Raw genomic sequence first — 11,932 nt, 5'->3', positions numbered from 1 at the left:
AAATAAAGGAGGAGGCCGCAGGCCGGGGGACATTCGCGGAGAAAGGTACCCCGTCGGCGGGTGCGCCGCCCTGAACAGCAGCGTTCCTACAACCCAAAAGCTCCTACATCGACGCTTCGAGCATCGCCCTGTAGTCGTCGCGCGTAGCGAGCCGAGGATTGGTCTTGTGGCAATGGTCTGCCATCGCGCCGTCGATGATCTTCTCGAACAACTCGGGCGTCACGCCCACTTCGGCCAGCCCCTTGGGCATGCCCAGCCGCGCATTCATGTCGCGGATGGCCTCAGCCAGATCGCCGGCCGAATCGAGGTGCATGGCCCGGGCCATGCGTTGCAGCCGCTGTTCCTTTTGCACCGACTCGGCACCCGCATTGAAGTGGATCACCGCAGGCAGGAAGAGGGCGTTCAGCGTGCCGTGGTGCAGGCGTGGATCGACGCCGCCCAGGCTGTGGCTCAGCGAATGCACGCAGCCCAGGCCCTTCTGGAAAGCCATCGCGCCTTGCATCGATGCGCTCATCAGGTTAAGTCGCGCTTCGCGGTCGCTGCCGTCCTTGGTGGCGCGCTCGATATGCAGCCAGGCACGCTCCAGTCCGTCGAGCCCGATGCCGTCAGCCGGCGGATTGAAGGCCGCCGACATGAAGGTTTCCATGCAATGCGCAATGGCATCCATGCCGGTCGCAGCCGTGAGGCGGGGCGGCAGGCCGAGCGTGAGCTCGGGGTCGCAGATGGCCGCCTTCGGCATGAGAAACCAGCTGTGAAAGCCCAGCTTGCGGTGGTCGTCCACGATGACGATGGCGCCGCGCGCCACCTCGCTGCCGGTGCCGCTGGTGGTGGGCACCGCGATGATCGGCACCACGCGCTCGGTGATCTTGGGCGAGCCGCCTTCGATGGTGGCGTAGGTCTTGAGCGGACCTTCGTGCGTGGCCGCGATCGCCACGCCCTTGGCGCAGTCGATGGCGGAACCTCCGCCCACGGCAATGAGCCCGTCGCACCGGCCGCTGCGGTACAGCTCGACCGCCGCGCGCACGGCGGCCTCGGTCGGGTTGGAAGGCGTCTGGTCGAACACCGCCACCTCGAGATCGGCCACGGCGTCGAACGCCTTCTGCAACACGCCGGCGGCGCGCACGCCCGCATCGGTCACGATCAGCGGGCGGGTGATGCCTATGCGCGCGCATTCGCTGGACAGCAGCTTGATGGCGCCGAACTCGAACTGGATCTGGGTGAGGTATTGGATGAGGGCCATGGGCGTTGATGCTTGGGGCGGTACGATTGCCGACCATTCGAATCTAACAAGAGCAAACAGTCTTGCACATGAACAAAACCCTTGCCGCTGTCGCGTCGGGCACATTGCTGACGGCCAAGATGGCGAGCGTGGTCGAGCGCATGGCCCGGGCGGGCCATCCGAGCCTGGACCAACTCACGCCCGACGAAGCCAAGGCTTCCTACGAAAAGGGCGCCGGCGTGCTCGAAGTGCCGAAGCCCGAGCTCGCGCGCATCGAAGACTTCAGCATTACAGCGCGCGACGGCTTCGAGATTCCGGCCCGGCTCTACGCGCCGTCGTCGGCCAGGCTGCCGGTGCTGGTGTACTTTCATGGCGGCGGTTTCACGGTCGGCAACATCCGCACGCACGACACGCTGTGCCGCGTGCTCAGCCTGAAGAGCGGCTGCGCCGTGGTGTCGGTTGATTACCGCCTGGCGCCTGCGCACAAGTTTCCGACCGCTTCCGACGACGCCTGGGACGCGTTCGCCTTTGTTGCGAAAGAAGGCGCGCGCCTCGGCCTGGAAACCAGCCGCCTTGCAGTGGGCGGCGACAGCGCCGGCGGCACGCTGGCCGCGGTGTGCGCCATTCTTGCGCGCGACGCGGGCCTGCCGCTCGCGCTGCAGATGCTGATCTACCCCGGCACCACCGGCCACCAGGACACCCCTTCGCACCAGCTGTACGCCAACGGACCGCTGCTGACCAAGGCGCTGATCGACTACTTCTTCGGCCAGTATGTGCGCACGCCGGCTGACCGCGACGATTGGCGCTTTGCGCCGCTGCTGGCGGACGATGTCGAAGGCGTGGCGCCGGCCTGGATCGGGCTGGCCGAATGCGACCCGGTGGTGGACGAAGGCATTGCCTACGCCGACAAGCTGCGTGCCGCGGGCGTGGCGGTCGATCTCGAAATCTATCGCGGCGTGATCCACGAATTTCTGAAAATGGGCCGCGCGATTCCTGAAGCGCTGCAGGCGCAAAACGACGCAGCGCGCGCACTCAAAGAAGCACTGAAGCCATGACCCAAGAAGCCGTACCCCAGAGAAAAGACTTCCGTTTCTTCCATCGCCTGCGCGTGCGCTGGGCCGAGGTCGACATGCAGAAGATCGTGTTCAACGCGCACTACCTGATGTACTTCGACACTGCCATTGCCGACTACTGGCGCGCGCTTGCGCTGCCTTACGAAGAGGCCATGCATACGCTGGGCGGCGACCTGTATGTGCGCAAGGCCACGGTGGACTTTCAGGTCTCCGCCCGCATGGACGACGTGATCGACGTGGGCATGAAATGCGCGCGCATCGGCAATTCGTCCATGGTGTTCCAAGGCGCGCTGTTCCGGCAGGACCAATACCTGGTGGGCTGCGAACTGGTCTATGTGTTTGCAGACCCGGCCACGCAGACCTCCAAGCCGGTGCCGCCACTATTGCGCGAAATTCTCACGGGCTTCGAGGCCGGCGAGCCGATGCGCACCGTGGAAACAGGCGACTGGAAAACCCTGGGCGAAGGGGCGAGTGCGTTGCGGCGCGCCGTCTTCATCGAGGAGCAGAACATTCCCAAGGAACTGGAGTGGGACGAGCACGATGCGGTGGTGCTGCATGCGGTGGCGCGCAACCGGCTCGGCCAGGTGATTGCGACCGGCCGGCTGCTCGATGCCGTCGACGGCACGGCGATGCTCGGCCGCATGGCCGTGCACCGCGCGCTGCGCAGTGGCGGACACGGCGCCGCGGTGATGCAGGCGCTGGAGGCAGCCGCAAAGGCGCGGGGCGATCGCGAGATCGGCCTGCACGCGCAGCGCAGCGCGGAGCGCTTTTATGCGCGGCTGGGCTACACCGTGCATGGCGAGCCGTTCGAGGAAGCCGGCATCCCGCACATCGAGATGCGGCGCGCGCTGAATCAATAACGGGCCGGCGGGTCGGGCACATAGCCCATCTCCGAACCCGGAAAGGCGGACGGGCCTTCGGGACGCGGCCAGCGCGGCGGAGGCGGCACGGGAATGACGCCGGCCGCGATGAGGTTCTCGCGGCTGTCGTAGCGGATGCGAACCACCTCGTCGGGTGTGGACTGCGCGCGCTGGAAGGTGGTGTAGCCCACATGCGATGTCTCTCGCCGGCCATGGCCGGTTCCCAGGCTTGGCGATGGCCGGGCGAGCCCACCCTTGGCCGCTGCGGTGGATTCGGCGCCCAGGGCGCTGTCGGCGGAGCGGGACTGTGCCGCAGGTGCGGCCGGCGCGGCCTCCGCAACGGCGGACGGCGCCTCGCTGCGGCGCTCCATCTCGCGGTTGTTGCCGTAGCCGTCTCGTTGCGGCAACACGATGGGCGGCGCGGGCACCCGCTCGCGGAACAGCGCGACGCCGATCACCCCCACGTCGGCCGGCCGGCCGGTGCGGCTCGCGTACGAATTGCCGATCGACGTGAATTCGAAGGCCGCAATCTGCGAGTCGCTCTTGCGCCAGCCCGTGATGTCGCTGCGCTCGCCGCCTGAAAAAACGTAGCCGTTCTGGAGCACGCCCGCGGTTTCGCCGGTGACGATGTTCACGCCATCGACCGACATCACCGCCATGACGCGCTCGCCCATCGCATTGCGCGCGCGAATTGCGTAGCGCGAGCCGGGCCGGCCAGCCACCCAGTATTCACCGCGGTGGCGATAAATGGGCAGCTCGCGGCCCGTGGCGCGGTCGACCACGCTCACCTGCATGAGCGAGCCGAGGCGGTCGTAGGTCAAGGGCGGCGAGGGCGGCCGTATCGGACTTTCAGCGCAGGCCGAGAGGGTGGCCAATGCGAGGGCTGTTGAAAAGATGAGTCTGCGCTTCATGGTGGTCTTCCTTGCCGGGAGTGGATCGGTAGGGCTTCTACGGAGCAGCACCGAAGGCAGGGTTAAACGCGCGCAAAAAAATAGCGCTGCCTCTTTCGGGGCAGCGCCGGGCGTCCGTCTGCAGGGACGCTGGGGTTGGCGGCAAGACCTAGATGTCTTCGAGCAGCGGATATGGCAGCGGCTCGACCGTGAGTGCCGGGCCGTCGGCGCCGCCCGCGCGCAGGCCGCCGGTTTCGAGCGCCGATATCTGAATGGAGATCAGCGCGGCCCAGCCGCCGCCGGGGGCGGGTGCGGCCTGTGCCACCGTGCCCACGGGTTGATCGGCGTCGCTGGCGGCAAACACTTCCTGGCCTGCGCTCACCGGTGCACCGGCCTGCACAAGGTAGGTGCGGCGCTTCAGCGTGCCGCGAAACTGGCTGCGCGCCACGATCTCCTGGCCCGGGTAGCAGCCCTTCTTGAAATTGACGCCGCCGACCGATTCGTAGTTGATCATCTGCGGCACGAAGGCCTCGATCACCGGGGTGGTCACCGTCACGATGCCGCTGCGGACCTCGCTCCATTGCCAGAGCTCCGCGTCGAGCGACGGTCCAGCGGGGGCTGGGTTGCCTGCGGGGGCAATCCACAGTGCGCGCGGCACGCCGTCGGCCGGGTAGAGCGAAACGGAGCTGATGTCCGTGCCGATGGCGGTGCGCTGGCCGGGCAGGGCGGCGGCATCGAGCCCGTTGCCGGTCAACGCGGTACCGGCAAGGCCGTACAGCGCGAACTGGTCCGTGGCATCGGTGAGCTTGGCCTTGGCGCGCAGCACATACATCGACAGGCGCTTGAGCGTGGCGGCCAGGATGTCCTTGCTGCAGACCAGCAGCACCAGGTCGGGCTGCGGCCGAATACCTATGAAGCTGGCAATCACGCGGCCCTTGGCGGTGCAAAGGGCGGCCAGGCGGGCCTCGGTGGCGCCGAGCAGCGAAAAGTCCTGCGTGAGCTGGCCGTGCAGGAAGCCGGCGGCATCCGGTCCTTCGGCGCGAATCACGCCAAGGTGCGAGAGGGCGGTAACACCATTGAGAACGACAGTAGTCATCGCTGAATTATCATGGTCGAAGCCGTTCCGTCCGGCCTGCAGGGAAACTTGCCGTTGTTCCCGCAGGGCCACCGACTTTTCGCACCGATTCCTCGAGTCGTTTTTCTTTTCTCCGCTATTCCATCGGACCCGTGCGCCGCTTTTTTCTTACGCTCTTTCTGCTCGCCGCCCTGGGTGCGCTCGGCCTCGGCGCCGCCGGGCTGTGGTGGGTGCACCAGCCGCTCAAGCTGCCCGCGCCCAGCCTCGATCTTTCCGTGGAACCGGGCACCACGCCGCGCGGCGTTGCGCAGGCGGTGGCCGATGCCGGCGCCGACGTGCAGCCGCAGTTGCTCTATCTGTGGTTCCGCGTCTCGGGCCAGGACCGCCAGATTCGCGCCGGCAGCTACGAGCTGGAGCGCGGCATCACGCCCAAGATGCTGCTCAACGTGCTGGTGCGCGGCGAAGAAGCCACGCGCAGCCTGGTGCTGGTCGAAGGCTGGAACTTCCGGCAGGTGCGCGCCGCCCTTGCCAAGGCCGAGCAGCTCAAGCCCGAGACCGTCGGGCTGCCAGACGACGCGCTGATGGCCAAGCTCGGCAGGCCCGGCGTGCACCCGGAGGGGCGCTTTTTTCCGGACACGTACACCTATTCGAAGGGCTCCACCGACATCGCGCTGCTGCAGCGCGCCATGCGGGCCATGGACAAGAAGCTCGAAGCAGCCTGGGCAGCCCGGGCGGCCGATTTGCCGATCAAAACGGCCGATGAGGCGCTTATCCTGGCCAGTATTGTCGAAAAGGAGACAGGAAAAGCCAAGGACCGCTCCGAAATTGCCGCGGTGTTCGTCAACCGGCTGCGCACCGGCATGCCCCTGCAGACCGACCCGACCGTGATCTACGGCATGGGCACCACCTTCGACGGCAATCTGCGCAAGAAAGACCTGCAGGCCGATACGCCCTGGAACACCTACACCCGCGGCGGCCTGCCGCCCACGCCTATTGCCATGCCGGGCAAGGCCGCGCTGCTGGCGGCGGTGCAGCCGGCGCAAAGCAAGTCGCTGTACTTTGTCTCGCGCGGCGACGGCACCAGCCAGTTCAGCACCTCGCTCGACGAGCACAACCGCGCGGTGAACCGCTATCAGCGCGGGGGTGGTGGCAGCAATGGCGAACCCAAACCGAAGGTTGCGCAATGAGTGAAGGACTGTTTCTGACGCTAGAGGGCATCGACGGCGCGGGCAAGTCCAGCCATCTGGACGCGATGGAGGCACTCCTGAAAGCGCAGGGCCGCACGGTCGTGCGCACGCGCGAACCCGGCGGCACGCCGCTGGCGGAAACCTTGCGCGGGCTCATCCTCGAGCAGCCGATGGATCCGCTGACCGAATCGCTCCTGGTGTTCGCGGCGCGGCGGGACCACGTCGCGCAGGTGATAGAGCCAGCGCTGGCCCGCGGCGACGTGGTGCTGTGCGACCGCTTCACCGACGCCACGTTTGCCTACCAGGGCTCGGGCCGCGGCTTCGATGCGCAGGTGCTGTCGACGCTGGAGCAGTGGGTGCAAGGGGGCAGGGGAGCGGCAGGGTTGCTGCAGCCCCACATCACGCTGTGGTTCGACCTGGCGCCCGAAATTGCGGCCGAGCGGCTGGCCGGAGCGCGCTTGCCCGACAAGTTCGAAGCCCAGCCGGTCGAGTTCTTCCGGCGTGTGGCGGCGGGCTACGCGGCCCGCGCGGCCGCCGACGCGCAGCGCTTCGTTCGCATCGACGCCAGCCAGACGCGCGACCAGGTCTGGCAGCAGGTGGAAGCGGCGCTTGTCGCGCGTGGCGCATTGGCACCCGCGACTGGAGTCACGCGATGAGCACGCCGCAGCTTTCGCCCTGGCTCCGCCGGCCGCTCGCAGAACTGCTGCGCCAGCGCGGCCATGCATGGCTGCTGCAGGGGCCGTCGGGCCTTGGCCAATACGAACTCGCGCTGGCGCTCGCCGCTGCCTGGCTTTGCGAACAGCCCAAGGTGGAAGAGGGCGGCACCGCCTGCGGCCAATGCCCCAGCTGCCACGCCATCGAGGTTCGAACCCATGCCGACCTTTGCGTGCTGATGCCCGAAGTTGCCATGCAGGAACTCGGCTGGCCGCTCGACGAAAAGGCCCAGGCCGACATCGACGACAAGAAGCGCAAGCCCAGCCGAGAGATCCGCGTCGAGGCCATGCGCGATGCGGTCGGCTTTGCCCAGCGCACCAGCGCCCGCGGCCGCGGCAAGGTGGTGCTGGTGTACCCCGCCGAGCGCATGAACACCATCACAGCCAACGCGCTGCTCAAGACGCTCGAAGAGCCGGTCGGCGACGTTCGCTTTGTGCTGGCCAGCGAGGCGGCGTGGCAGCTGCTGCCGACCATCCGCAGCCGCTGCCTCGGCTTTACGCTGCCGTGGCCCGCAACGGCCGAGGCCGAAGCCTGGCTGGGCGCGCACGACGTGCCCGCGGCCGATGCAACCGCCTTGCTGCGTGCGGCCGGCGGCCGGCCCAGCGATGCGCTGCGGCTCGCGCGCTCTGGCCAGTCGCCCAAGGCCTGGTCACTGCTGCCCAAGGCAGTGTTGCGCGGTGACGTCGCCGCACTGGCAGACCAGGCGCCCTCGCAAGCCATCGGCGCGCTGCAAAAGCTTTGCCACGACCTGATGGCCGTCGGCAGCGGTGCCGAACCCCGGTTCTTCGAGGCGGCAGACCTGCCGGCGGCGGTGCCTTCGCACCTGGCGCTGGCGCGTTGGTCCAAGTCGCTTGCCAATGCGGCAAGAACCGCCGAACACCCCTTCAATGCGGGGCTCATGCTGGAAGCGCTTGTGAGCGAGGCGCGAACCACCCTAAACTCTGCTCCTCGCCGACCATGAACCAACCAGCCGCCCCTGCCGCCGCCGCAACGCCTCAACGGCCGAGCGTGATCCAGCTCGCCATCAAGGAAAAGGGTGCGCTCTACGCCGCCTACATTCCGCTGTTTGCCGAAGGCGGCATCTTCATTCCGACCTCGCGCGAATACCGGCTGGGCGACGATGTCTATGTGCTGCTGACGCTGCCCGAAGACCCGCAGCGTTATCCCGTGGCCGGCAAGGTCGCATGGATCACCCCGCAGCGCGCCGCCGGCAACCGTGCGCCGGGCGTCGGCGTCCGCTTTCCGTCGGACGAAAAGTCGCGCCAGCTCAAGGCGCGCATCGAGGCGGCGCTCGGTGGCTCGATGGCCTCCGACCGCCCCACACAAACCATTTAGCTCGACTGCAGGCTCGCCCCCAGGCTGCGCGCACTTCGCGCCGCTACGCCAACCCCGGGGGCGACACCAGAGGCCCGGCAAACCCGGTTCCTCGGTGTCCCTGGCATCAGCCAGACAATCAGCGCCATGTTCACCGATTCCCACTGCCACCTCACATTCCCCGAGTTCGCGGACCAGATGCCGCAAATCCGCGCCGCCATGGCCGAAGCGCAGGTCGACCGGGCCCTTTGCATCTGCACCAAGCTCGAAGAGTTCGACGACGTGCAGGCCCTGGCGGCCCGCTACGACAACTTCTGGGCCAGCGTGGGCGTGCACCCCGACAACGAGGACATCGCCGAACCCACCCTCGACGACCTGGTGCGCCGTGCCGCCTTGCCCAAGGTAGTGGCCATTGGCGAGACCGGCCTCGACTACTACCAGATGGAAGAGCGAAAGGGCGGACGCAGCATTTCCGACATGGAATGGCAGCGCGACCGTTTTCGCGTGCACATTCGCGCCGCGCAGCAAACCCGCATGCCACTGGTCATTCACACCCGCGAAGCCTCAGCCGATACGCTGGCCATCCTGAAGGAGGAGGGCGAAGACGGCTCCGGCAAGGCCGCAGGCGGCGTGTTCCATTGTTTTACCGAAACCGCCGAAGTCGCCCGTGCGGCGCTCGACCTGGGTTTCTACATTTCGTTTTCGGGCATCCTGACCTTCAAGAAGGCGCAGGACCTGCGCGACGTGGCGGCCTTTGTGCCGCTGGACCGGATGCTGATCGAAACCGACAGCCCGTATCTGGCGCCCGTGCCGTATCGCGGCAAGACCAACAATCCGTCGTACGTGCCGTACGTTGCGAAGCAGATCGCCGAACTGCGCAAACTGCCCGTCGAAGCAGTCGCAGAAGCCACGAGCGAGAACTTCGAAACGCTGTTCAAGGGAGTCAAAATCAAATGAAGAAATACATTAAGAAGTTCGTGTATCTTGCTGTCGTTGCAGCAACTTTTTCTGCACATGCGGGTTCGTTCGAAGATTTTTTCCGGGCCGTGCGCGGAGACAACGCCAGCGGCGTGCGAACCCTGCTGCAGCGCGGCTTCGACCCCAACACGCGCGACGAAAACGGCCAGACCGGCTTGATCATCGCGCTGCGCGAACCGTCGCCCAAGGTCGCCCAGGTGCTGCTCGAGTCGCCGCAAACCGACGTAGACATTGCCAACGCCAAGGACGAAACCCCGCTGATGCTTGCCGCCATCAAAGGCCAGCAGGACATCGTCGCCCAGTTGCTCAAGCGCGACGCCGCCGTCAACAAGACCGGCTGGACACCGCTGCACTATGCCGCCAGCAGCGGCCAGCTGAGCATCATGAAAGTGCTGCTCGACAAGTACGCCTTCATCGATGCGCAGTCGCCCAACGGCACCACGCCGCTCATGATGGCCGCAATGTATGGATCGACCGAAGCCGTGAAGCTGCTGCTGGCCGAAGGCGCCGACACCACGATGAAAAACCAGCTCGGCATGACCGCGGTCGACTTTGCGAACAAGGCCAATCGCCCCGAGGCCGCACAACTCATCGCAGCTTCTGCCGGCGCAAAGCCGACCCCTCAAGCGATTCCCAAAGACGGCAAATGGTGAGCTCCGCGGCCGGGCTGGCTGCGGCTTTCGCAGCTGACACTGAGCAGCTTTCCTTCGACGCGAAGGCCTGAATCCGGCGCTCCGGCACAGGTCCGGCAAAACACCCAAAGAGGCGCCTGCGCAGTCATGCGAGACTCTGCGGAGAAGGAGAAGCAGAGATGAATACATTTCTATTCATGGTCTTTTTGTTGGCCATCGGGCTGCTGGTGTTCGTGGCGGTTGCCAGAAAAAGGTCAGCCCAAGGTAGCAGCGGCTTTGTCGACAAGCCCAAGGCACGGCCGCCGCTCACGGCGCGCGAACAAGCAATGTACAACCGCTTGGTGCAAACGCTGCCGGACTTGTTGGTGCTTCCGCAAGTCAGCTTTGGCGCATTGCTCACGGCCCGCACACGCGCCGCACGGAGCTCGTTCAGCCGGAAGATCGCCGACTTCGTCGTGTGCGACCGTTCGTTCAAGGTCGTGGCCGTGGTCGCACTCGGCGACAAGAACGGCAAAGGCAAGTCGCAACGCGACTCGGACCGGGATGCGCTGCTGGTAGAGGCCGGCTACCGCGTGCTGCGATATCCGCGAGTTCCGGATATTGGTCGTGTCGAAGCCGACTTCGATCCGTCCTTGGCGTCTGTGAGTCCGATGGGCTCTTGAGCGCGTTAGGCCGATTTCGACAAACACAATACGGCTTATATCAAGCGAAAGTGGCTTGAAAATTTGTAATCTTCGTTAAGTTAACATACAAAGCCCCCCCGTTAGAGGCCTTTTTTAATTAACGAAGATTACAAAAGCTTTTCGATCTTCGAAGAAACAATAGCCACAAGTATCGCTGACACGATCCCTGAAAACAAACGCAATAGCGCCATGGGCCGCTGTTTTTTTGATTCCTCGATGATCTTCTCATCGCCTCTATTGAGCTTCAGATACGAGAGTTCGGGATAAGTGTCTATCGCGCGCTCAATCAGACTACCCGACTTACCAGCCAAAACGATCAAGATGTAGCCAGACCCGAGGTATAGGGTGAAAAATTTCGCCCATAGCTCGGGCCCAGAAGCGGCAGAAAAGCTCGCGGGTACCCCTTGGAAAGCGTACCAAGTGAGGACGGCAGCAATGCCGAGTTGCACAAACTCTGGAACAAGATAGGAGCGCTGCCGAAGATGCCGGAGCAACTTGCTCTTTTGGGTGCACTTACAGCCTTTGATCCACTCATCGAACGCTTCTAAAAAGCCCCTTGCAATGACGTAGTCGACATACTCCACCGTAACTTCAGCGGTGTGCGCGAGCACATACCGATGAAATCCGCTGAACAAGAAGCCTGGCCCGTCATCGTCCTCCAACTGCTTCATCGCACCTAGGCGAGAAGTCAAGCGTATTGACACCGTGTATTCCTGTGGCCGCTGACGTCCGTTTGGAATAATCGAAAAGTTGTACTTCAGTAAAACATTGACAGTTGGGCTGGGGGCATTAGCGTTGTAACTTCTGAATTGATCAAAAGAGGTGAATTGCTCCGTGCGCTCTTTTTCGTGAAAAACCGAGATCGATTCCGTGTTAGCAATTACAGAATGAATTCCGCAGAGCTGCATAATTTTATGATGCAATTGCTCTAACTCGGACAAATCCACGAGGATGTTGTCGTTGTATCTCTTTTTTATCTTTTCGGTTTTTCCGGTGATTTGGTTGTAAATGTCCTTGTAGTCCTTCAGGGCAACTACTGTTTGATGCTCGCCCACACGCACCACACGGCCCTCACCTCCGCTCGCTCTGTCTCCATGTTCAACTATCTCTGTCATTGCCTCTCCTCGGTTGATGGTTTTGATCCATCATTTTGCCGTGGGCTTGTCGTTCTGTATCGTCGAGTAACACTTTTGTTGGGCCGCTTGGTGGAGACGACGCGTCCATCGAGGAATCTGCATCGAGCTTTGCTGTCCGGCCGGAGAGAGAGCAGGGGCACGTAACGAGCGCTACGCCAGAGAGCCGAGACC

Annotated in this window: 13 protein-coding genes; 9 read left to right on the top strand and 4 right to left on the bottom strand. The window is 64.5% G+C overall.

From position 1 onward, the window contains the following. Positions 1-103: 103 nt before the first annotated feature. Positions 104-1,240, bottom strand: coding sequence for an iron-containing alcohol dehydrogenase (locus tag V9L21_RS15580; protein ID WP_337313308.1), 1,137 nt, complete (start codon positions 1,238-1,240; stop codon positions 104-106). Positions 1,241-1,308: 68 nt separating this feature from the next. Here V9L21_RS15580 and V9L21_RS15575 point away from each other — a divergent pair, with 68 nt between their 5' ends. Together V9L21_RS15575 and V9L21_RS15570 are read left to right on the top strand one after the other, a co-directional pair. After that, positions 1,309-2,274, top strand: a complete 966-nt coding sequence (locus V9L21_RS15575) for an alpha/beta hydrolase (protein ID WP_337313306.1) — start codon at positions 1,309-1,311, stop codon at positions 2,272-2,274. Next, positions 2,271-3,152: a YbgC/FadM family acyl-CoA thioesterase gene (locus V9L21_RS15570; protein ID WP_337313304.1), complete on the top strand. Its 882-nt coding sequence runs from the start codon at positions 2,271-2,273 to the stop codon at positions 3,150-3,152. Before V9L21_RS15575 ends, V9L21_RS15570 begins: the two co-directional genes overlap by 4 nt. Here the strand turns inward: V9L21_RS15570 and V9L21_RS15565 are convergent. Beyond that, the gene (locus tag V9L21_RS15565) at positions 3,146-4,063 is read right to left on the bottom strand and encodes a hypothetical protein (protein ID WP_337313302.1); all 918 of its coding nucleotides are present in this window, start codon (positions 4,061-4,063) and stop codon (positions 3,146-3,148) included. The two genes, V9L21_RS15570 and V9L21_RS15565, sit on opposite strands and share 7 nt — an antisense overlap. A 148-nt stretch (positions 4,064-4,211) precedes the next feature. Next, complete coding sequence (gene ygfZ / locus V9L21_RS15560) at positions 4,212-5,138, bottom strand: CAF17-like 4Fe-4S cluster assembly/insertion protein YgfZ (RefSeq protein ID WP_337313300.1); 927 nt, start codon at positions 5,136-5,138, stop codon at positions 4,212-4,214. Positions 5,139-5,269: 131 nt separating this feature from the next. Between ygfZ and mltG the strand changes: the two genes are divergently transcribed. The 7 genes from mltG (at position 5,270) to V9L21_RS15525 (ending at position 10,604) form a co-directional block, all read left to right on the top strand. Further along, on the top strand, positions 5,270-6,304 hold the full coding sequence (gene mltG / locus V9L21_RS15555; RefSeq protein WP_337313298.1) for an endolytic transglycosylase MltG: 1,035 nt from the start codon (positions 5,270-5,272) through the stop codon (positions 6,302-6,304). Continuing rightward, on the top strand, positions 6,301-6,960 hold the full coding sequence (tmk, locus tag V9L21_RS15550; protein ID WP_337313296.1) for a dTMP kinase: 660 nt from the start codon (positions 6,301-6,303) through the stop codon (positions 6,958-6,960). Before mltG ends, tmk begins: the two co-directional genes overlap by 4 nt. After that, positions 6,957-7,979 (top strand): DNA polymerase III subunit delta', encoded by a 1,023-nt coding sequence (locus tag V9L21_RS15545; protein WP_337313294.1) that lies wholly within the window; start codon positions 6,957-6,959, stop codon positions 7,977-7,979. The genes tmk and V9L21_RS15545 overlap by 4 nt, the downstream gene beginning before the upstream one ends. Then, complete coding sequence (locus tag V9L21_RS15540) at positions 7,976-8,353, top strand: PilZ domain-containing protein (RefSeq protein ID WP_157613836.1); 378 nt, start codon at positions 7,976-7,978, stop codon at positions 8,351-8,353. Before V9L21_RS15545 ends, V9L21_RS15540 begins: the two co-directional genes overlap by 4 nt. A gap of 126 nt (positions 8,354-8,479) precedes the next feature. Further along, positions 8,480-9,289: a TatD family hydrolase gene (locus tag V9L21_RS15535; protein WP_337313290.1), complete on the top strand. Its 810-nt coding sequence runs from the start codon at positions 8,480-8,482 to the stop codon at positions 9,287-9,289. Continuing rightward, positions 9,286-9,963, top strand: a complete 678-nt coding sequence (locus V9L21_RS15530; RefSeq protein WP_337313289.1) for an ankyrin repeat domain-containing protein — start codon at positions 9,286-9,288, stop codon at positions 9,961-9,963. Before V9L21_RS15535 ends, V9L21_RS15530 begins: the two co-directional genes overlap by 4 nt. Positions 9,964-10,121: 158 nt before the next feature. Further along, on the top strand, positions 10,122-10,604 hold the full coding sequence (locus tag V9L21_RS15525) for a DUF2726 domain-containing protein (protein ID WP_337313286.1): 483 nt from the start codon (positions 10,122-10,124) through the stop codon (positions 10,602-10,604). Positions 10,605-10,732: 128 nt separating this feature from the next. On the opposite strand, the gene V9L21_RS15520 is transcribed toward V9L21_RS15525, so the two are convergent. Beyond that, positions 10,733-11,740, bottom strand: a complete 1,008-nt coding sequence (locus V9L21_RS15520) for a hypothetical protein (RefSeq protein ID WP_337313284.1) — start codon at positions 11,738-11,740, stop codon at positions 10,733-10,735. Positions 11,741-11,932 lie beyond the last annotated feature (192 nt).

The sequence above is a fragment of the Variovorax sp. CCNWLW235 genome, assembly GCF_037204085.1.
Classification (GTDB): Bacteria; Pseudomonadota; Gammaproteobacteria; order Burkholderiales; family Burkholderiaceae_C; genus Variovorax.
This window is presented reverse-complemented; position numbering and strand designations above follow the sequence as displayed.

Excerpts from the sequence above, each read along its gene's own strand:
- tmk (WP_337313296.1), top strand. The coding sequence starts at position 6,301 with ATGAGTGAAGGACTGTTTCTGACGCTAGAGGGCATCGACGGCGCGGGC.
- V9L21_RS15520 (WP_337313284.1), bottom strand. The coding sequence starts at position 11,740 with ATGACAGAGATAGTTGAACATGGAGACAGAGCGAGCGGAGGTGAGGGC.
- V9L21_RS15525 (WP_337313286.1), top strand. The coding sequence starts at position 10,122 with ATGAATACATTTCTATTCATGGTCTTTTTGTTGGCCATCGGGCTGCTG.
- V9L21_RS15580 (WP_337313308.1), bottom strand. The coding sequence starts at position 1,240 with ATGGCCCTCATCCAATACCTCACCCAGATCCAGTTCGAGTTCGGCGCC.
- V9L21_RS15570 (WP_337313304.1), top strand. The coding sequence starts at position 2,271 with ATGACCCAAGAAGCCGTACCCCAGAGAAAAGACTTCCGTTTCTTCCAT.
- V9L21_RS15530 (WP_337313289.1), top strand. The coding sequence starts at position 9,286 with ATGAAGAAATACATTAAGAAGTTCGTGTATCTTGCTGTCGTTGCAGCA.
- V9L21_RS15575 (WP_337313306.1), top strand. The coding sequence starts at position 1,309 with ATGAACAAAACCCTTGCCGCTGTCGCGTCGGGCACATTGCTGACGGCC.
- V9L21_RS15545 (WP_337313294.1), top strand. The coding sequence starts at position 6,957 with ATGAGCACGCCGCAGCTTTCGCCCTGGCTCCGCCGGCCGCTCGCAGAA.
- V9L21_RS15565 (WP_337313302.1), bottom strand. The coding sequence starts at position 4,063 with ATGAAGCGCAGACTCATCTTTTCAACAGCCCTCGCATTGGCCACCCTC.
- V9L21_RS15535 (WP_337313290.1), top strand. The coding sequence starts at position 8,480 with ATGTTCACCGATTCCCACTGCCACCTCACATTCCCCGAGTTCGCGGAC.
- ygfZ (WP_337313300.1), bottom strand. The coding sequence starts at position 5,138 with ATGACTACTGTCGTTCTCAATGGTGTTACCGCCCTCTCGCACCTTGGC.
- V9L21_RS15540 (WP_157613836.1), top strand. The coding sequence starts at position 7,976 with ATGAACCAACCAGCCGCCCCTGCCGCCGCCGCAACGCCTCAACGGCCG.